At 74.2% G+C, this 18,072-nt stretch carries 16 protein-coding genes; 7 read left to right on the forward strand and 9 right to left on the reverse strand.

What is annotated here, in order from left to right:
* Positions 1-130: 130 nt before the first annotated feature.
* Positions 131-1,555, reverse strand: coding sequence for a type I glutamate--ammonia ligase (gene glnA / locus ACZ6Q9_RS13320; protein ID WP_393454470.1), 1,425 nt, complete (start codon positions 1,553-1,555; stop codon positions 131-133).
* Between the two features lie 263 nt (positions 1,556-1,818).
* Between glnA and ACZ6Q9_RS13325 the strand changes: the two genes are divergently transcribed.
* Complete coding sequence (locus ACZ6Q9_RS13325) at positions 1,819-2,220, forward strand: RDD family protein (protein WP_393454473.1); 402 nt, start codon at positions 1,819-1,821, stop codon at positions 2,218-2,220.
* Positions 2,221-2,412: 192 nt separating this feature from the next.
* Here the strand turns inward: ACZ6Q9_RS13325 and ACZ6Q9_RS13330 are convergent, their stop codons facing one another.
* Positions 2,413-3,102 carry a DUF4191 domain-containing protein gene (locus tag ACZ6Q9_RS13330; protein ID WP_350679779.1) on the reverse strand — a complete coding sequence of 230 codons (690 nt, stop codon included), beginning with the start codon at positions 3,100-3,102 and terminating at the stop codon, positions 2,413-2,415.
* Between the two features lie 195 nt (positions 3,103-3,297).
* Here ACZ6Q9_RS13330 and ACZ6Q9_RS13335 point away from each other — a divergent pair, with 195 nt between their 5' ends.
* Both ACZ6Q9_RS13335 and ACZ6Q9_RS13340 read left to right on the forward strand, forming a co-directional pair.
* On the forward strand, positions 3,298-3,468 hold the full coding sequence (locus ACZ6Q9_RS13335) for a hypothetical protein (protein WP_393263001.1): 171 nt from the start codon (positions 3,298-3,300) through the stop codon (positions 3,466-3,468).
* Positions 3,465-6,659, forward strand: coding sequence for a helix-turn-helix transcriptional regulator (locus ACZ6Q9_RS13340; RefSeq protein ID WP_396827550.1), 3,195 nt, complete (start codon positions 3,465-3,467; stop codon positions 6,657-6,659). Before ACZ6Q9_RS13335 ends, ACZ6Q9_RS13340 begins: the two co-directional genes overlap by 4 nt.
* Before the next feature lie 75 nt (positions 6,660-6,734).
* Here ACZ6Q9_RS13340 and lipA read toward each other — a convergent pair whose 3' ends face one another.
* Positions 6,735-7,784: a lipoyl synthase gene (gene lipA, locus ACZ6Q9_RS13345; RefSeq protein ID WP_393262996.1), complete on the reverse strand. Its 1,050-nt coding sequence runs from the start codon at positions 7,782-7,784 to the stop codon at positions 6,735-6,737.
* A 407-nt stretch (positions 7,785-8,191) separates the two neighbouring features.
* Here lipA and aspS point away from each other — a divergent pair, with 407 nt between their 5' ends.
* The gene (gene aspS, locus ACZ6Q9_RS13350; RefSeq protein WP_393262993.1) at positions 8,192-9,478 is read left to right on the forward strand and encodes an aspartate--tRNA(Asn) ligase; all 1,287 of its coding nucleotides are present in this window, start codon (positions 8,192-8,194) and stop codon (positions 9,476-9,478) included.
* Between the two features lie 20 nt (positions 9,479-9,498).
* Positions 9,499-10,554, forward strand: coding sequence for an FUSC family protein (locus tag ACZ6Q9_RS13355; protein ID WP_396827547.1), 1,056 nt, complete (start codon positions 9,499-9,501; stop codon positions 10,552-10,554).
* An 86-nt stretch (positions 10,555-10,640) separates the two neighbouring features.
* Here ACZ6Q9_RS13355 and ACZ6Q9_RS13360 read toward each other — a convergent pair whose 3' ends face one another.
* From ACZ6Q9_RS13360 to ACZ6Q9_RS13370, 3 genes are all read right to left on the reverse strand, one after another.
* Positions 10,641-11,033, reverse strand: coding sequence for a VOC family protein (locus ACZ6Q9_RS13360; RefSeq protein ID WP_393262987.1), 393 nt, complete (start codon positions 11,031-11,033; stop codon positions 10,641-10,643).
* Positions 11,034-11,041: 8 nt separating this feature from the next.
* Positions 11,042-11,683, reverse strand: a complete 642-nt coding sequence (lipB, locus tag ACZ6Q9_RS13365; protein ID WP_350707875.1) for a lipoyl(octanoyl) transferase LipB — start codon at positions 11,681-11,683, stop codon at positions 11,042-11,044.
* Positions 11,684-11,750: 67 nt separating this feature from the next.
* A complete protein-coding gene (locus ACZ6Q9_RS13370) occupies positions 11,751-13,571 on the reverse strand; it encodes a DUF3488 domain-containing protein (protein WP_396827544.1) in 1,821 nt (606 codons plus the stop codon).
* 162 nt (positions 13,572-13,733) lie between these two features.
* Here ACZ6Q9_RS13370 and ACZ6Q9_RS13375 point away from each other — a divergent pair, with 162 nt between their 5' ends.
* Positions 13,734-14,945, forward strand: a complete 1,212-nt coding sequence (locus tag ACZ6Q9_RS13375) for an extracellular catalytic domain type 1 short-chain-length polyhydroxyalkanoate depolymerase (RefSeq protein ID WP_396827542.1) — start codon at positions 13,734-13,736, stop codon at positions 14,943-14,945.
* A gap of 109 nt (positions 14,946-15,054) precedes the next feature.
* On the opposite strand, the gene ACZ6Q9_RS13380 is transcribed toward ACZ6Q9_RS13375, so the two are convergent.
* Complete coding sequence (locus tag ACZ6Q9_RS13380; RefSeq protein WP_396827540.1) at positions 15,055-15,954, reverse strand: TIGR01777 family oxidoreductase; 900 nt, start codon at positions 15,952-15,954, stop codon at positions 15,055-15,057.
* 300 nt (positions 15,955-16,254) lie between these two features.
* On the opposite strand from ACZ6Q9_RS13380, the gene ACZ6Q9_RS13385 reads away from it, so the two are divergent.
* Positions 16,255-16,482 (forward strand): GntR family transcriptional regulator, encoded by a 228-nt coding sequence (locus ACZ6Q9_RS13385; RefSeq protein WP_396827538.1) that lies wholly within the window; start codon positions 16,255-16,257, stop codon positions 16,480-16,482.
* Positions 16,483-16,514: 32 nt separating this feature from the next.
* Here ACZ6Q9_RS13385 and ACZ6Q9_RS13390 read toward each other — a convergent pair whose 3' ends face one another.
* The gene (locus ACZ6Q9_RS13390; protein WP_393262977.1) at positions 16,515-17,438 is read right to left on the reverse strand and encodes a TIGR03621 family F420-dependent LLM class oxidoreductase; all 924 of its coding nucleotides are present in this window, start codon (positions 17,436-17,438) and stop codon (positions 16,515-16,517) included.
* Positions 17,439-17,493: 55 nt separating this feature from the next.
* Complete coding sequence (locus tag ACZ6Q9_RS13395) at positions 17,494-17,988, reverse strand: hemerythrin domain-containing protein (RefSeq protein ID WP_393454494.1); 495 nt, start codon at positions 17,986-17,988, stop codon at positions 17,494-17,496.
* Between the last annotated feature and the right edge of the window lie 84 nt (positions 17,989-18,072).

Raw genomic sequence — 18,072 nt, forward strand, 5'->3', positions numbered from 1 at the left:
GCCTCCGCCTGGCCGCCCCCCCCCCCCCCGCACACTCCCCCCCGACCGGTCTCGCCGCGCCGCGCACCCCGCCCCCCCGCCGCCGCGGCCCGGCGGCCCCGCCCCGGCCGGTGCTGATGGAGCGCGTGGGTCAGCAGTCGAAGTACATGGCGAACTCGTGCGGGGTCGGGCGCAGGCGCACCGGGTCGACCTCGTTGGTCCGCTTCCACTCGACCCAGGTGGAGATCAGGTCGGGCGTGAAGACGCCGCCGTCGAGCAGGTAGTCGTGGTCGGCCTCCAGCGCGTCGAGCACCTCGGGCAGCGAGCCCGGCACCTGCTTGACGTCGCCCCACTCCTCCGGCGGCAGGTCGTACAGGTCCTTGTCGATCGGCGCCGGCGGCTCGATCTTGCTCTTGATGCCGTCCAGGCCGGCCATCATCATCGCCGAGAAGGCCAGGTAGACGTTGGCCGACGGGTCCGGCACGCGGAACTCGACGCGCTTGGCCTTCCGGTTGCTGCCGGTCACCGGGATGCGGGTGCAGGCGGAGCGGTTGCGCTGCGAGTAGACCAGGTTGACCGGCGCCTCGAAGCCCGGCACCAGCCGGCGGTACGAGTTGACCGTCGGGTTGGTGAAGGCCAGCAGCGACGGGGCGTGGTGCAGCAGGCCACCGATGTACCAGCGGGCCATGTCCGACAGGCCGGCGTAGCCGGTCTCGTCGTAGAACAGCGGCTCGCCGTTCAGCCACAGGCTCTGGTGGGTGTGCATGCCGGAGCCGTTGTCGCCGAAGAGCGGCTTCGGCATGAAGGTGGCGGTCTTGCCGTTGGCCCACGCCTCGTTCTTCACGATGTACTTGAAGAGCTGGAGCTGGTCGGCCGCGTGCAGCAGGGTCGAGAACCGGTAGTTGATCTCGGACTGGCCGGCGGTGCCCACCTCGTGGTGCGAGCGCTCCACGGTGAACCCGGTGTCGACCAGCCGGCGCACGATGCTGTCGCGCAGGTCGGCGTAGTGGTCCACCGGCGGCACCGGGAAGTAGCCGCCCTTGTACGGGGTCTTGTAGCCGCGGTTGCCGCCCGGCTCCTCGCGGCCGGTGTTCCAGGCGCCCTCGACCGAGTCGATGTAGTAGAACGACTGGTGCGCCGAGGTCTCGTGGCGGATGGAGTCGAAGATGTAGAACTCCGCCTCCGCGCCGAAGTAGGCGGTGTCGGCGATGCCGCTGGCCGCCAGGTACGCCTCGGCCTTCTTCGCCACGTTGCGCGGGTCCCGGCTGTAGGCCTCGCGGGTGAACGGGTCGTGGATGAAGAAGTTGAGCGCGAGGGTCTTCTGCGCCCGGAAGGGGTCGATGAAGGCGGTGGCGACGTCCGGGAGCAGGAGCATGTCCGACTCGTGGATCGCCTGGAAACCGCGGATCGACGAACCGTCGAAGGCCAGGCCCTCGGTGAAGAATTCGTCGTCGACGGACTCGACCGGCAGGTTGAAGTGCTGCATCACGCCGGGCAGGTCACAGAAACGTACGTCGACGAACTTCACGTCCTCGTTCTTGAGGTATCGCAGGAGTTCCTCGGGATTGGCGAACACACGTCCTCCTGGCACGTCCACGGGTGGCTGGGCTCTTGGCGACGCTATGGCCGCGCGGTTGCCCGGCCGTGTCTTGAGTGTTTCTGCCGTGTTACGTCCCTCGCGGAGCGTCATCCGCGCTGCTCCGGCGGGGGCGAGCGGGTGACGGAACACCACCGGCTGTGCCAGTGTATTGACACTTGCTCGCTTTGGTCCCTTTTTGCGCTCGGGGTGCTCGCGGCCGTCCCCGAGCCGCCCGTACGCCCTGGATACCCTTGACCGTTGTGAGCAACCCGCCTGACCGCCCCGTGCCGCCCGCGTCCGATCCCGCCTTCACTCCGCCCAGCCTGGGCCGCCGGTTCGGCGCGCTGGTGATCGACTGGGTGCTCTGCCTCCTCGCCGCCCGGGGCTTCGCAGACCCGGTCCGCGACGGGTGGGCGCCCGTGCTGGTGCTGATCCTGGAGTACGGCTTCTTCCTCGGGCTGTTCGCCCAGACGCCGGGCATGTTCATCACGAAGATCCGCTGCGTCGCCTGGGCCGACGGCGGGCGCATCGGCCTCGTCCGGGCGCTGCTGCGCGGCGTGCTGCTCGCCCTCGTCGTGCCGGCCCTGCTGATGGACAACCACCGCCGCGGCCTGCACGACCGCCTCGCGGGATCGGTCGTCACCGACGCCTCCCGCCCCTGACCCCCCAGCCCCTCCCCGTCCGTCCCTCCTCCCGCGATCTTGTACTTCCTGCCCGGACGAACGGGGCATGAGCGGCAGAGATAGGGCCGAAACTGCCGGATCGCCGAGGACCGAGACGCGCGGGGGTGGGGAGGGAGAGACGCGAGAGCCGGGCCCGACAGGGCCCGGCTCTCGTTGCGTACGTCCCGTGGGTCAGCGGCCGCGCGACTGGCGGAACGCGCCGCGCGGGGGCCGCATGTTCTTCGGGATCGCGCCCTTGGGCATCTGCGGGCGGGCGGTGAGCGCCTTGAGCCGCTTGTCGAGGGAGTTGACGTCCTTGCCGCTGAGCGTGCGCGGCAGCCGCATCAGGGTCATCCGCAACTTGCGGACCGGCAGCTGGCCCTCCTCCTGCCCGATCACGTAGTCGTGCAGCGGTGCGTTGCCGATGACCTTGGCAAGCCGTCGCTTCTCCTGGCCGAGCAGGCCGCGCACCCGCTGCGGGTTGCCCTCCGCCAGCAGGATCACGCCGGGCCGGCCGATGACCAGGTGGACCATGTCCATCTGGGTGGTGGAGCTGACGGCCGGGGTGACCCGCCAGTCGCCGCGCATGCTCTCCATGATCTGGGCCGCCGCGCCCGGCTGCCCCTCGGCCGCGTTCATCATCGCCCGGTTGGACCGCAGGTTGAGCACGATCAGCAGGCAGAGCAGGGCGAGCAGGATGCCCAGCGGCAGCCAGATCCAGCCCCAGAGCAGGACCGCGACCACGGTGAGCGCGAGCGGGATCAGCACCGCGCCGGCGGCCAGCGGGGCGAACCACCTGTCCTGCTTGGCGGTGAACTTGAACACCATCCCGATCTGCTTCAGCCGTTGGCCGAACGAGACCTTCTCCTGGGGCTTTGCCATGCCGCTGAGTCTAGTGGTCGCCGCACGCCGCGATCACCCGCGGCCGGGCTGAGTACCTTACGCCGCCGTACCACCCCCAGCGGTGGGGAGTAAGGCGGGGGAGCGGGCGAAGATCAGGCGGCTTACCCATGCCCCGTGGGCACCTTCGCGCGGAGAGTCAGAGTCGACAGCGACGACGACCTCAGGGAGCCCGAGATGTTCGGCACCGACGCGGACTTCATCCTCTCCATCCACCGTACGCACGCCGCCGAGCTGCGCGCCGATGCCGCGGCCGACCGGCTCGCCCGTGCCCTGCCACGCCGCTCCACGCGCGGCTGGCTCAGCCGGTGGCAGCACCCGGGCCGCGCCGGCGCCGTCCGCCGGTGAGCGCCCCCGCGCCCCCGGCGGCCGCCATCGTGCCGGCGGGGGCCGTCGCCGTGCTGTCGAGGGTCGCCACCGACCCGCCGGGGGCCGCCACCGACCCGTCGAGGGCCGTCACCCTCCCGCAGGGGACCGTCACCGTCCCGGCGGGGGCCGGCGCCCCGCCGCGGCCCGCGCCGTCCAGCGGGCCCGCTCCGCCGTCCGGCGGGCAGCCTGCCCAGGCGACGGCCGGGCCGTCGGTCGCCGGCCGGCCGGTCAGCGGAATCGAGGGCGGCGAGGGGCGTGGCATGCTCGGTGCCGTGACCGCACGCGCCGCCAGCACCGTCCTCGTGGGCCGACAGCCGGAACTCGCGGCCCTGCGCGACGCCCTCGCCCGGGCCCGCGCCGGCGAGCCGACCACCGTGCTGGTCGGCGGCGAGGCCGGGGTGGGCAAGACCCGGCTGACGGAGGAGTTCGGCCGGTCGGCCACCGACGCCGGGGCCCGCCTGCTGGTCGGCCAGTGCCTCGAACTCGGCGAGGCCGGCCTGCCCTTCGCGCCGTTCGCGGCGGCGCTGCGCGCGGTGCTGCGCCGCGACGGCCCCGGCGTCTTCGACGGGTACGAGGCGGAGTTCGCCCGCCTCCTGCCGGAGCTGGCCCGGGGGCCGGTCGGTGTCGCCGCGCCCGCCCCGGCGCCGGTCTCGGACGCCCCGCGCGGCTACCTGTTCGACCTGGTCGCCGAGCTGTTCGAGCGGCTCGCCGCCGGGCAGCCCCTGGTGCTGGTGATCGAGGACCTGCACTGGGCCGACCGGTCCACCCGCGACCTCATCGCCTTCCTGGTGCGGGCCGCCCGCACCGCCCGGCTGCTGCTGGTCTGCACCTACCGCACCGACGAGCTGCACCGCGGGCACCCGCTGCGGCCCTTCCTCGCCGAGCTGGACCGGGCCCGCGGCGTCGAACGGATCGAGCTGGGCCGCCTCGACCGGGACGGCACCGGCGCGATCCTGGCCGACCTGCTCGGCACCGAGCCGCTCGCCCGGGCGGTCGACCACATCCACGACCGCACCCAGGGCAACCCGTTCTTCATCGAGGAACTGGCCGCGGCCGGCGGCCCGGTCGGCTGCGCCGCGCTGCCCGAGACGCTGCGCGACCTGCTGCTGGCCCGGGTGGACCGGCTGCCCGACCCGGCCCAGCGGGTGCTGCGCATCGCGGCCGCCGGCGGCACCCGCTTCGCCCACCAGCTCATCGCCGAGGTGGCCGGGCTGCCCGAGCCCGAGCTGGAGGACGCGCTGCGCGCCACCGTCGCCGCCCAGCTCGTCGTGGCCGACCCGGAGGGCGACTACGAGTTCCGGCACGCCCTGGTCCGCGAGGCGGTGCACGACGAGCTGCTGCCCGGTGAGCACGCCCGGCTGCACGCCCGCTTCGCGGCGGCCATCGAGGCGCAGCCGCACCTGGTCGTCGCCGGCCGCGCCCCGGCCGAGATCGCCCACCACTGGTACGCCGCCCACGACCACCCCCGCGCCCTGGTGACCGCCCGCACCGCCGCCCGCGCCGCCGCCGACCGGTACGCGTACGCGGAGCAGAGCCGGCTGTTGGAGCGGGTGCTGGAGCTGTGGGAGTTGGTGCCCGACGCGGCCGACCGGCTCGACATGGACCACCTCGCGGTGCTGGAGGAGACCATCGCGGCGGCCACCACCGCCGGCGACTACCAGCGCGCGCTCACCCTCACCCGGGCCGCCCTGGCCGAGGTGGACACCGACGCCGAGCCGCTGCGCGCCGCGCGGCTGCTGGACCGGCGCGGCCGGATGCTGGCCATGCTCGGCAAGAGCGACGGCACGACGGAGCTGCGGGAGGCGTACCGGCTGGCCTCGGGGGTGCCGGACGGGCCGGAGCGGGTCCGGCTCCTCGCCGACATCGCGGCGCACCTGATCAGGATCGACCCCGAGCAGGCCGGCGCGCTCGCGGCCGAGGCGACGGCGGCGGCCGAGGCGCTCGGCGAGGACCTGGAGCTGCTGCCGGCCCGGATCGTGCTGCTCTGCCGCACCGCGGCCTCGGTCGACCTCGGCCTGACAGAGCTGCGCCGGGTGGCGGAACGGGCCCGCGCGGCCGGGAACGCGCCGGCGCTGGTGAGCGCCCTGGTCCACCTCTCCGACGTGCTCTTCGAGCTGGGCCGGTACGCCGAGTCGGCCGACGCGGCCGCCGCCGGGGTGACCGAGGCGCGGCGGGTCGGCATCAGCCGCTCCACCGGCGCCTACCTGCTGTCGAACCAGGCCGAGGCGCTGATCGCCCTGGGCCGCTGGGACGAGGCCGACGCCGCCTGCGCGGACGCCGCCCGGATCGACCTGCCGGGCGTGTCGGGGCTGCACTGGCTCCAGCTCCGCGCCGGCCTGCGGCTGGCCCGGGGCCACCCCGCCGCGGACGAGCTGGTGGGCCGCGCCCTCGGCTTCCTGGCCCGGCCCTACCTGTGGCCGAACCACCGGCTGCCGCTGCGGGAGCTGCGGATCGAGGCGGCGCTGGCGGCCGACGACCCCGCCGAGGCCGTACGCGCGGCCCACGCGGCGCTGGCCGACGAGCGCCTGCCGCAGCTGCCCCGCGAGGGCTGGCCGGTGCTCAGCGCCGTCGCCCGCACGGCCGCCCGGGCCGGCGACCCCGAGCTGGCCGCCGCGGTGTCCGCGCTCGCCGCCGGCCTGCCGGCCCGCTGCCCGGCCGAGCGGGCGCACGCCGCCCAGGTGGGCGCCCTCCTGACGGCTGGTGATCAGGCGCTTGCGGCGTGGCGGGCGGCGGTCGCGGCGTGGCGGGCGGACGGGCAGCCGTACCCGCTCGGACGCGCGCTGCTGGCGCTCGCCGAGGCGGCGGCCGCGGCGGGGGAGCGGGACGAGGTGGCGGCGGCGGTGGGCGAGGCCGCCGCGATCGCCGATCGGCTCGGCGCGGCGCCGCTCGCGGAGCAGGCCGCCACGCTGGCCCGCCGGGTCGGCCTGCGCGGGGCCACCCGGGGCCGCCCCGGCGCGGACCTGCTCACCCTGCGCGAGCGGGAGGTGCTGCGCCTGGTCGCGGAGGGGCACAGCAACAGCCGGATCGCCGAGCAGCTCTTCATCTCGCCGAAGACGGCCAGCGTGCACGTCTCCCGGATCATCGCCAAGCTCGACGTGAGCAACCGCGTGGAGGCCGCCGCGCTGGCCCACCGCCTCGGCCTGCTCGGCGAGCCCACCGCCCCCCGCTGACCCTCGATCGAGGGTCGCCCGGGGGCGGAGGCTCGTCGCGACGTGCGGCGGTGCCGGCGCGCCGGCCGGGGTGGGTCAGCCCGCGGTGACCTGGGTGCCCTCGCGGGCCTCCAGCGCCTGCCGGTAGAGCCGGCCGGCCCGGTACGACGAGCGCACCAGCGGCCCGCTCATCACGCCCGCGAAGCCGATCTCCTCGGCCTCCTCGCGCAGCTCGACGAACTCCTCCGGCTTCACCCAGCGGGTGACCGGGTGGTGCCGCGGGGAGGGGCGCAGGTACTGCGTGATGGTGATCAGCTCGCAGCCGGCGTCGTGCAGGTCACGCAGCGCCTGGGAGACCTCGGCGCGTTCCTCGCCCATGCCCAGGATCAGGTTGGACTTGGTGACCAGCCCGTCGGCGCGGGCCTGCCGGATCACGTCCAGCGAGCGCTCGTAGCGGAACGCCGGCCGGATCCGCTTGAAGATGCGCGGCACGGTCTCCACGTTGTGCGCGAGCACCTCCGGCCGGGCGCCGAAGACCTCGGCGAGCTGCTCGGGCACCGCGTTGAAGTCGGGGATCAGCAGCTCCACGCCGCAGCCGGGCTGGAGGGCGTGGATCTGCCGGACGGTCTCGGCGTAGAGCCAGGCGCCGCCGTCGGGCAGGTCGTCCCGGGCCACGCCCGTGATGGTCGCGTAGCGCAGGCCCATCGAGACCACCGACTCGGCCACCCGGCGCGGCTCGTCGGCGTCGAACTCGGCCGGCTTGCCGGTGTCGATCTGGCAGAAGTCGCAGCGCCGGGTGCACTGGTCGCCACCGATGAGGAAGGTGGCCTCCCGGTCCTCCCAGCACTCGTAGATGTTGGGGCAGCCGGCCTCCTGGCAGACGGTGTGCAGCCCCTCGCGCGAGACGAGCCCGCGCAGCTGGGTGTACTCCGGCCCCATCTTGGCCTTGACCTTGATCCACGGTGGTTTGCGCTCGATCGGCGTCTCGGCGTTGCGCGCCTCGATGCGGAGCAGACGCCGCCCCTCGGGGGCGGGCGTCGCGGTGCGCGCTACCTGGCCGGTCGTCGGCGCGGAGTGCTCGATCGTCACAAAACCGAGCCTACGCCCGACGGCCGCCGTCGATGTACCGCGGGCGACCGGCGTCACGCCGGAAGCCTTGTGACGCCGGACACCGGAGGCGGGAAAATCGCGTCACAGTACGCGCCGGCGGGGTGCTACGGTTCCCGGCAGAGCTGTGACGGAGCCGAGTAGCGGCCCGATCCGCCAGCCGAGAGAGCCGCCGGTTGCTGTGAGGCGGTCTGGCGCCGGACCGCGAAGACCCTCCCGAGCTGCGGGAAGAACGGCGTGTAAGGAAGGGCACCTTTCTAACGCCTCCGGTAGAGGAGGGGGCCCTTCCTAACCACGCCAAGTAGAGCCCGCCCGGCTGGCCCCGGTGAAAAGGCGACGAAACGAGGCCCCCGTCAGCGGGGGCGAAGGTGTGGTGGCACCGCGAGGCTCCCGCTCGCCCACACCTCCCGGGGATCGCGTTGCGATTGATCGAGGAGGTAACCGCCGTGCAACGCATCCTTTCCCACCAGCTCTCCGCCCATGTCGGCGCAACCGTCCGGATCGCCGGCTGGGTGCACCGCCGCCGGCTGCTCAAGTCGGTGGCGTTCCTGATCGTCCGGGACGCCGCCGGCCTCGCCCAGGTGGTGGTCGCCGACCCGGCCGTCCGCGCCGACCTGGAGAAACTGACCGAGGAGACGGTCGTCGAGGTCACCGGCACGGTGGTCGCGAACCCGACCGCCCCCGCCGGGGTCGAGGTCGCCGAGCCGACCGTACGACCACTCGGCCCGCCCGCCGTGCCGCCGCCGTTCGACCTCTACCGGCCGGCCCTGACCGCGAGCCTGCCCACCCAGCTCGACCACGCGCCCGTGGCGCTGCGCCACCCGACCCGTTCGGCGGCGCTGCGCGTCTCGGCGGCGGCGGTGGCCGGCTTCCGCGCCGCGCTCGACGCCCGCGACTTCGTGGAGATCCACACGCCGAAGGTGGTCGGCTCGTCCACCGAGAGCGGGGCGAACGTGTTCGCGCTGGACTGGTTCGGACGGCCCGCGTACCTGGCCCAGTCGCCGCAGTTCTACAAGCAGCTCATGGTTGGCGTCTTCGAGCGGGTCTACGAGGTCGGGCCGGTGTTCCGGGCGGAGCCGCACGACACGGTGCGGCACCTGGCGCAGTACACCTCGCTCGACGCCGAACTCGGCTTCGTCACCGACCACCGGGACGTGATGGCCGTGCTGCGGCATACGGTGGCCGGCATGCTCGACGCGGTACGCGGGCGGGCCGGCTCCGCGCTCGCCACGCTCGGCGTCGAGGCCCCCGAGGTGCCGGCGGAGATCCCCGCCGTGCACTTCACCGAGGCCCTGGAGATCGCCGGCGCGCCGGCCGACGAGCCGGACCTCGCCCCGGCGCACGAGCGGGCGCTGGGGGAGTGGGCGCGGCGGGAGCACGGCTCCGAGTTCCTCTTCGTCACCGGCTACCCGATGGCGAAGCGGCCCTTCTACACCCATCCCGACCCGGCGCGGCCCGCGTACTCCAACGGGTTCGACCTGCTGTTCCGGGGGTTGGAGCTGGTGACGGGCGGGCAGCGGCTGCACCGGCACGCCGACTACCTGGCGGCGCTCGCGGCGCGCGGCGAGCCCGTCGAGCCGTACGCCGGCTACGTCGACGCGTTCCGGCACGGGATGCCGCCGCACGGCGGTTTCGCCATCGGGCTGGAGCGCTTCGTGGCGCGGCTGACCGGCGCGGCCAACGTCCGGGAGGTGACCGCCTTCCCACGCGACCTGCACCGGCTCACCCCGTAGCCGTATATGAAGGAGTGGGGGTGCGGTGGAAGGTGATGGGCGAGCGGTTCCGGGCGACGCTGCGCGACCTGCTGCACCTCCGCGAGGCACACGGTGCCCACCGGGTCGCGTTGCGGGCCGGCGTCAGCGTCCTCGTGCCGCTGCTCGCGGTGCTGGCGGCCGGCCACCCGGACTGGTCCCTGTACGCCGCGTTCGGCGCGTTCACCTCGCTCTACGGGCGCAACCACGTGCACCTGTCCCGGGCGGCGATGCAGGCGAGCGCCGGGGCGGCCCTCACCGCGTCGGTGGTGCTCGGGGTGCTGGTCGGCTCCCTGGAGGCGCGCGCGTGGGTCGCGGTGCCGACCGCGGCGGCCGTCGCGGCGGCGGGTGCCGTGCTCGCCGCCGCGCAGGACTGGCACCCGCCGGGACCGCTCTTCCTCGTCTTCGGGTTCGGCGCCGCGGCGTCGGTGCCGCACGCGGTCTCCGACGTGCCGACCGCGGCGGCCGTGGCCGGGCTCAGCAGCCTGTTCGCGCTGCTCATCGGTGCCGTCGGCAGCGTCCTGCGGCGGCAGCGGAGCCGGCCCGCGCGGCTACGCCACGTGTGGACCTGGGAGCCGGTCCGCTACGCCGTCGCCGTGGTGCTGGCCGGCGGCGCGGCGACGGCCATCGGGATCGGGCACCCGTACTGGGCGATGGTGGCGGCGGTGGTGCCGCTCAGCGCCCGGGGCGTCACCGCCCAGCTGGTGCGCGCCGGGCACCGGATCGTCGGCACCCTGCTCGGGCTGCTGACCAGCGCGGCCCTGCTCGCGCCGGGGTTCTCGCCGGTCGCCACCGTCCTGGTGGTGGCGGCGCTCCAGATCGTCACCGAGCTGCTGGTGGGGCGCAACTACGGGCTGGCGCTGCTGTTCATCACGCCGATGGCCCTGCTGATGGGTCAGCTCGCGGCGGCCCGCCCGGTGGGGTCGCTACTCGTCGACCGGGGCGTCGAGACGGTGATCGGCGCCGCCGTCGGCGGGGCCGTCGTCCTGTGCCAGCCCTGGCTCCGGCGCCGCGGCGGTGCGCCGGAGCACCCGCCCGAACCGGCCGATCAGGTCTGACCGCCGGGGCGTGGGCGGGTGCCCGGTGCCCGTCGGCGGTCAGGCCGGGCCGGGGCAGCGTGAGTGGCGGCGCGTCCCGCTGCCGGTCAGGCCGGGCCGAGGAGGTCCCAGAGGTTGCCGGCGATGTCGCGGAAGACCGCCACCCGGCCGTACGGCTCGGTGCGCGGCGGCCGCACGAACTCGACGCGCGCCTCGACCATCCGGCGGTGGGTGGCGTCGAAGTCGTCGACCTGGAGGAAGAAGCCGACCCGGCCGGCGACCTGTTCGCCGACGGCCTGCGCCTGCCGCTCGCCGTCGGCGCGGGCCAGCAGCAGCCCGGTCTGCGCGCCGGGCGGTCGGACGACGACCCAGCGCTTCGGGCGGCCGTCGTTGGTCAGCGACGGCGAGTCCTCGACCAGGTCGAAGCCGAGCACCTCGGTGAAGAAGTCGATGGCCGGGTCGTACTCGGCGACGACGACGGTGACGAGATCGATCCGCACGGGCGGCGTCAGGCCGCGACGAGGGCCGGCAGGTGGCGCTCGACCACCGGCAGCACGTCGGCCACGGTGACCGGGCGGCCCAGCTCGGCGGTAAGCGAGGTGACGCCGGCGTCGCGGATGCCGCAGGGCACGATCCGGTCGAAGTGGCCCAGGTCGCAGTCGCAGTTGATCGAGAAGCCGTGCAGGGTGACCCCGCGGGCGACCCGGATGCCGATGGCGGCGACCTTGCGGGCCGGGCCCCGGTCGTCCTCCGGCACCCAGACCCCGCTGCGCCCGTCGACCCGGCCGGCGGCCAGCCCGAACTCGGCGCAGACGTCGATCAGCAGTTGCTCGGTGCGGCGCACGTAGGCGACCACGTCCACCGGGTCGGGCAGCCGCACGATCGGGTAGCCCACGAGCTGCCCCGGGCCGTGCCAGGTGATCTTGCCGCCCCGGTCGACGTCGACGACCGGCGTGCCGTCCATGGGCCGGTCCCACGGCTCGGTGCGCTTGCCGGCGGTGTAGACGCTCGGGTGCTCCAGCAGCAGCACCGTGTCGCCCCGCTCGCCGGCCACCACCGATTCGTGCAGCCGGCGCTGCTCGTCCCAGGCGGCCTGGTAGTCGAGGAGACCGGCGCGGACGGCCGTGAGGCCGGAAGTCGTCGTGCTCACGCGCCAAGCCTAGCCCCGTACCGGCCGGTCACCTGCGGTGACGCGGCTCACCACGGCACCACGGCGCTCATCCCTGCGGGACCCGCCACAGCCAGACGTCGTCCACCCGCTCGGGCGGGCCGAGCAACGCGGTCACGGTGCGGCGGACCGCCTCCTCGTCGACCGGCCACTTCGCCCCGTGCACCTCGTCGGCCAGCACCACCGTCTCGATCCGCCAGTGCCGCAGGTCGGCGCGGGCCTCCTGGATGCTGCCCTCGGTGATGATCGGCACCAGCCCGCTCCGACCGGCCTCGTCGACCATCGCGCTGAACGGGCGCGGCGGCGGACCGATCCGGCCCCGGCCGTCCGGGCCGCCCGGGCCGAGGAAGAAGCCGGAGGGGATGGCGAACTCGCCCTGCCGGTGCGCCAGCGCGTACGCCTGCCAGCGCTGCCCGTCGGGATAGACGTCGAGGGTCAGCGGCACGGGGGTCAGCACCCCGCCCGGGGAGACGTACTCGCGCCAGGTGCCGGCGGTGATGAAGCGCGGGATCGGCTCGCGTTCGATGGTCAGCAGCGGGGTCGGCAGCAGCGGCACCAGCGCCACCGCGAACCCGGCCCACCAGGCCAGCCGCGCCGGGCGGCGCCGGGGCGGCTCGGCCCGCAGCCGGTCGACGGTGTACGCGAGCAGCACCCCGATCACCGGCGCCACCACCAGCGCCAGCCGGGCGGGCAGGGCGGCGTTCATCACCGGCAGGTGCCCGAGCAGGTCGAACGGCATCGGCAGGTCGGCGCGGTGCCCGTCGACCTTGGCCTCGGGGCCGAAGGAGAGCGCGGTGAAGACCACGGCGGTCACGCCCAGCGCCCACAGCGTCGCCCGCCGGCCCGCGTCGGCCCGGCGCCACAGCGCCACGAGGCAGGCGACGGCGAGCAGCAGCAGCGGGATCCCGAAGAACGAGTTCTCCTCCGTCGGGTTCGGCGCCAGCCGGGTGCCCAGCCCCACCTCCCCGGCCAGCGAGCGGCGCGGGTACGCCCCGAACGCGACGACGTCCTCGGAGTGGATGACCGCGTCGAAGCCGGTGCCGTGGAAGCGCTGCGGGCCGGCGAAGTGCAGCCAGAGCGGGTACGCCAGCAGCACCCCGGCGACCACGGCGGTCACCCCGAGCCCGCGCAGGAAGGTCGGCAGCACCGCCCGGGCCTCGGCGCGGTGGGCCGGGTGCAGCGCCCAGACGGCCACGAAGACGCCGAGCGCCAGCGCGGTGAAGAAGAGCCCCTCGGCGGCGATGGAGAAGGCGACGGCGACGAGCGCGCCGAGGATCGCGCCGTCGCGCAGCGGGCGCCGGGAGCGGCGCAGGGCGAACGTCCGCCAGACCAGCAGCGGCACCAACCAGCCGGCGGTCCAGTTCAGGTGGGCGTTGGCGTGCGACACCATGCCGGGGGAGAAGCCGATGAACAACCCGCCGACCGCGGCGGCGAGCGGGCTGCGGGCCAGGTGCCGGGAGAACAGCCAGTACCAGGCGAGCGCGGTGGCGGCCAGGTTGAGGGTGAGGATCACCAGGAACGTGGCCGGCGGCCCGATCAGGTACGTCAGGGGGGCGAAGACCACCGCGTACACGGTGATCGAGGTGTTGACCGCGAGGTTCACCCCGTCCGGGACGTTGACCAGGTGGGTGAAGAGCGGGTCGTCGCCGTGGGTCACCGTGTGGCCGCCGAAGGCCAGCAGCCACTCGAAGAGCGCCTGGTCGCTGGAGTTGACCGTGATGGCGCGGACGTTCGGGTCCCGCCACAGCCCGCTGGTCACCCAGACGGCGAGCGCCAGCGCGACCAGCGCCACGATCAGGTCGGCCCGGCGGTCGCGGACGACACGGGGCGGCGAGGCCGGCGAGGGCGCCAGGGACGGGGAGGTCGGCACGCAGCGGACGTTACCAACCGGACCTGGACACGCCGGTCAGGACGCACATCCTCCCGACAGCGAATGTGTGACCGTGGCCCATGTCACACCATCGACACATCGACGTAACGTCGCGGCAATTCGCGGGTGACCCAGTTCACAACCCGTCCCCAGGAGGCCCCCGTGCGCCGCTCCTCGTCCCTGCTCACCCGGCTGACCGGTGCGGTCGCCGGGCTGGTCCTCGCCGCCACCGCGGTCGTGACCCTCGCCGCCCCCGCCCAGGCCGCCACCCTCACCCAGGTCACCGGCTTCGGCTCCAACCCCGGCAACCTCGCCATGTACGCATACCGGCCGGACAACCTCCCGGCCGGAGCGCCGGCGGTCGTGCTGCTGCACGGCTGCACCCAGGACGCCTCCGGCTACTTCGCCAACTCCGGCTGGCGCAAGTACGCCGACCAGTGGAGGTTCGCCCTGATCGTGCCGCAGCAGTCCAGCGCCAACCAGCAGCTGAGCTGCTTCAACTGGTTCGTGGAGCAGGACATCACGCGGGGCTCCGGCGAGGCGCTGTCGATCAAGCAGATGGTCGACTACGCCAGGAACAACTACGGCACCGACCCGGGCCGGGTCTTCGTCAGCGGGCTCTCCGCCGGCGGGGGGATGAGCGCGGTCATGCTCGCCACCTACCCGGACGTCTTCTCCGCCGGCTCCGTCATCGCCGGCCTGCCGTACCGCTGCTCGCCGCCCGCCACCACCAACGCCTGCCAGTTCCAGGGGGTGAACAAGACCCCGCAGGAGTGGGGCAACCTGGTCCGGGCCGCCCACCCCGGGCACACCGGCCCGCGCCCCCGGGTCGCCATCTGGCACGGCACCTCGGACTTCACCGTCGTGCCGGCCAACGCCACCGAGCTGCGCGACCAGTGGACCAACGTCCGGGGCGTCTCGCAGACCCCGACCAGCACCGCGTCGCTGCCGGCCAACACCAGCCTCGAGGTGTACGGCAACAACGACGTGCGGGTCTACCGGATCTCCGGCATGGGCCACGGCACCCCGGTCGACCCCGGCTCGGCCCCCGACCAGTGCGGCACCACCGCCCCGTACATCCTGGACACCATCTGCTCCGCGTACCACGACGCGGTCTTCTTCGGCCTGGACGGCGGGACCCAGCCCAGCCCGACGGCGACGGCGAGCCCCACGGCCTCCCCGACGGCGAGCCCGACCACCGCGCCGACCTGCGTGACCGCCAGCAACTACGCGCACGTCGGCGCCGGCCGCGCCTACCAGTCCGGCGGCTACGCCTACGCCAACGGCTCGAACCAGCGGATGGGCCTCTACAACACCTTCTACACCAGCACCCTCAGTCAGACCGGCCCCAACCACTGGATCGTCGGCTGCTGATCCTCCCTCACCGCGCGTTGATCATGAGTTTGTTGCCACCCCGCCCGACGTGTCGTGGCAACAACTTCATGATCAACCGGGTTGGGGGAGGGTCGGGGAGTGGGGATTGTCAGTTGTGTAGTGCGGCGTGCAGGGCGGCGGCCAGGTCGGGGTGGCGGAAGGTGAAGCCGGCCTCGGTGAGCACGCCGGGGAGGACCCGGGTGCTGGTCAGCGCCTCGTGGGCGAAGCCGCCGAGCGCCACCTTCAACGCCAGCGCCGGGATCGGGATGATCGCCGGCCGACGCAACTGCCGGGCCAGCTCGCGGGTGAAGTCGGCGTTGGTCACCGGGGCCGGCCCGACCACGTTGACCGGCCCGGCGACGTCGTCACGGGCCAGCAGGAACACCACGGCGTCCAGCCAGTCGACCAGCGAGATCCACGGCAGCCACTGCCGGCCGCTGCCGAGCCGGCCGGCGATCCCCAGCCGGAACGGCAGCAACTGCGGCTTCAGCAGCCCGCCGTCGCGGTGCAGCGGCAGCCCGGTGCGCAGCCGCACCACGCGTACGCCCGCGTCCTCGGCCGGGCGCGTCGCGGCCTCCCAGGCCCGGCAGACGTCGGCCAGGAAGCCCTCGCCGGCCGGGGCGTCCTCCTCGACCGTCCGGTCGCCGGTGTTGCCGTACCAGCCGACCGCCGAGGAGTTGAGCAACACCCTCGGCCGGTCGCCGTCGGGCAGCCCGGCGATGGTGATCGCCAGGGCGGTGGTCGTGTCGACCCGGCTCGACCGGATCACCTGCCGGTACCCGTCGTTCCACCGACGGTCGCCGACGCCCGCGCCGGCCAGGTTGACCACCGCGTCCGCCTCCGCCACCGTCGCCGGGTCGAGCTGCGCGGCGGCCGGGTCCCACTGCCGCTCGTCGGGGGCGCGCGGCGGCCGGCGGACCAGTCGGGTGACCTGGTGCCCGTCCGCCGTGAGCCGGTCGACCAGCCGGGTGCCGAGGAAGCCGGACGCACCGGCCATGAGGATCCGCATGCTCATATCTTCGGGTACGGACGCCGAGCCGGACGTGTAGAGCCGGTCACCGTCCGGGGGCTGCGGGCCAAGAGGTCACGGGGGTCGCCACCCCTCGCACCGGCTGCGTGGCACCCGGCCGACCTCGGGGGATCGGGCCGGCCGGGCGCGTTTCACGGGACGACCAGCTCCGGTTGCAGACCTGGGAACCAGTCAACGAGAGCTTTGCACGACATGTTGTACAAAGCAAGGCTCAACTTGTCCTTACTTGTCGTGCCAAGTTGTTCATGGTCGAATGGCGGTGCAGACCTGGGAGTGTGAATGCCCGCCAAGCCGAAATGGGCGCAGCTCGCCGACCACATCCGTGCCCGGATCGAGTCAGGCGAGTGGGCGCCGGGAGACAAGCTGCCGTCCACCGCGCAGCTCAAGGAAGAGCACGGTGTGTCGCAGACGGTCGTGCGTCAGGCGATCCTGGTGCTCCAGATGCAGGGGCTCGTGGAGGGCGTGCACGGCGTCGGCGTGTTCGTTGCCGAGCAGCCGACGGCCTGACCTCGCCGCACCCGTATCCGAAAGTCGGTGGCTCAGCCGGCGGCGGCCAGGCGGGCCATTACGGGGGTGAGCGGGTCGAGGGCGTCGACGCGGACGACGAAGCGGGTGACGCCCCAGCGGCGCCGGTGCGCGGCGACCGCCGCGACGATCTCGTCCTCGGTGCCGGCCAGCACGAACGGCGTGGCCAGCAGCTCGGCGGCGGTCAGGCCGGTCTGCTCGGCGAACTGGGCGGTGGCGGCCTCGGCGTCGTCGGTGACGGCGACCAGCTGCACGAGCGCCTCCAGCGCCGGCGGCTCGGCCCGACCGGCCGCCCCGGCCGCGACGCAGGCCAGCTGTGCCTCGATGTCCGCCTCGCGCCAGCGCACCTCGTGCATGTAGCCGTCGGGCAGGGTGCGCCCCAGGCCGGCCAGCCCGACGATGTCGGCGTGCGCGCCGGCCCAGCGCAGCATCGCCGAGTTCGCCGTGCCGAGGGTGAGCGGGACACGCCGCTGCACCGGTCGCGGCGTCTCCAGCCGCGCGGCCCGCACGACCAGGTCGGGGGAGTCGACGGTGACCTCCTCGCCGTCGAGCAGCGCGCGGACGGCCTCGGCGACGGCCAGGCAGCGGCGCACCCGACCGGCGACGTCGGGGCGCTCCCGCCCGACCGCGTGCCACTCGGCCGGGGTGTGGCCGGCGCCGAGGCCGAGCCGGGCCCGGCCGCCGGAGAGCAGGTCGAGGGTGGCCACGTCCGACGCGAGCAGCATGGGCTCCCGGATCCCGGCGTTGGAGACGTACGAGCCCAGCTTGATCGTCGACGTCACCGCCGCCGCGGCGGCCAGGGCGACGAACGGCGACGTCGTCCTGCCGGGGTGGTCGGCGGTGGACAGGGTGTCGAAACCGGCCGCCTCGGCCCGCCGGGCCAGGTCCAGCCAGCCCGGGCCGTCGGACGGGGTTGCCTGGAGGGAGAAGATCGCCATACGCCCACCCTGCCGGGCCCGGGGCCGCCCGGCCAACCCGACGCCGGCAATTCTGCTACCGGCAGACCTGCTCGGGGTCGAGCGGCGGGACGGGGACCCCGAGGAGCCCTTCGGTGGTGCCGTCGGTCAGCGCGTTGAGCGCGTCGACCAGCTTCTTCTCCTCGTAGACGAAGTGCGATTCGAGCAGCGCGGCGAGCGTGTCCAGCTCGGCCCGCACCTCGGCCGGCGGCGCGGCGGCGTCGGCCAGCTCCTCGACCCGGCGCAGGATTCCGGCCACCACGTGGTGGTCGGCTTCCAGCTCGCGCAGCACCGGGGCCAGCTCGGGGACGCGGTCGGCCAGCACCCGGAACGCCCCGGCGTCCTCGCCGGTGTGGTGCCGGGTCAGCGCCGCGCAGAAGGCCAGGCAGTGGGTCCGCAGGTCCCGGGGGCGTACGCCGGGCTCGCCCAGCCCGTCGCGGATGAGGGTGAGCTCCTCGCGGAGCCAGAGGTGGATCTCGATCAGTTGGTTGCCGAAGGCCCGCAGGCGCACGTCCGGCGTGGATGGATGCACGTGTGTCCCATGCTGTCCCGCGCCTCCATGCCCTCGGCGGTCTCCTTGCCGGGTGCACCGCGACGCTGCCGGCCAGCCTATACA

The sequence above is a fragment of the Micromonospora sp. NPDC049139 genome, from assembly GCF_055586845.1.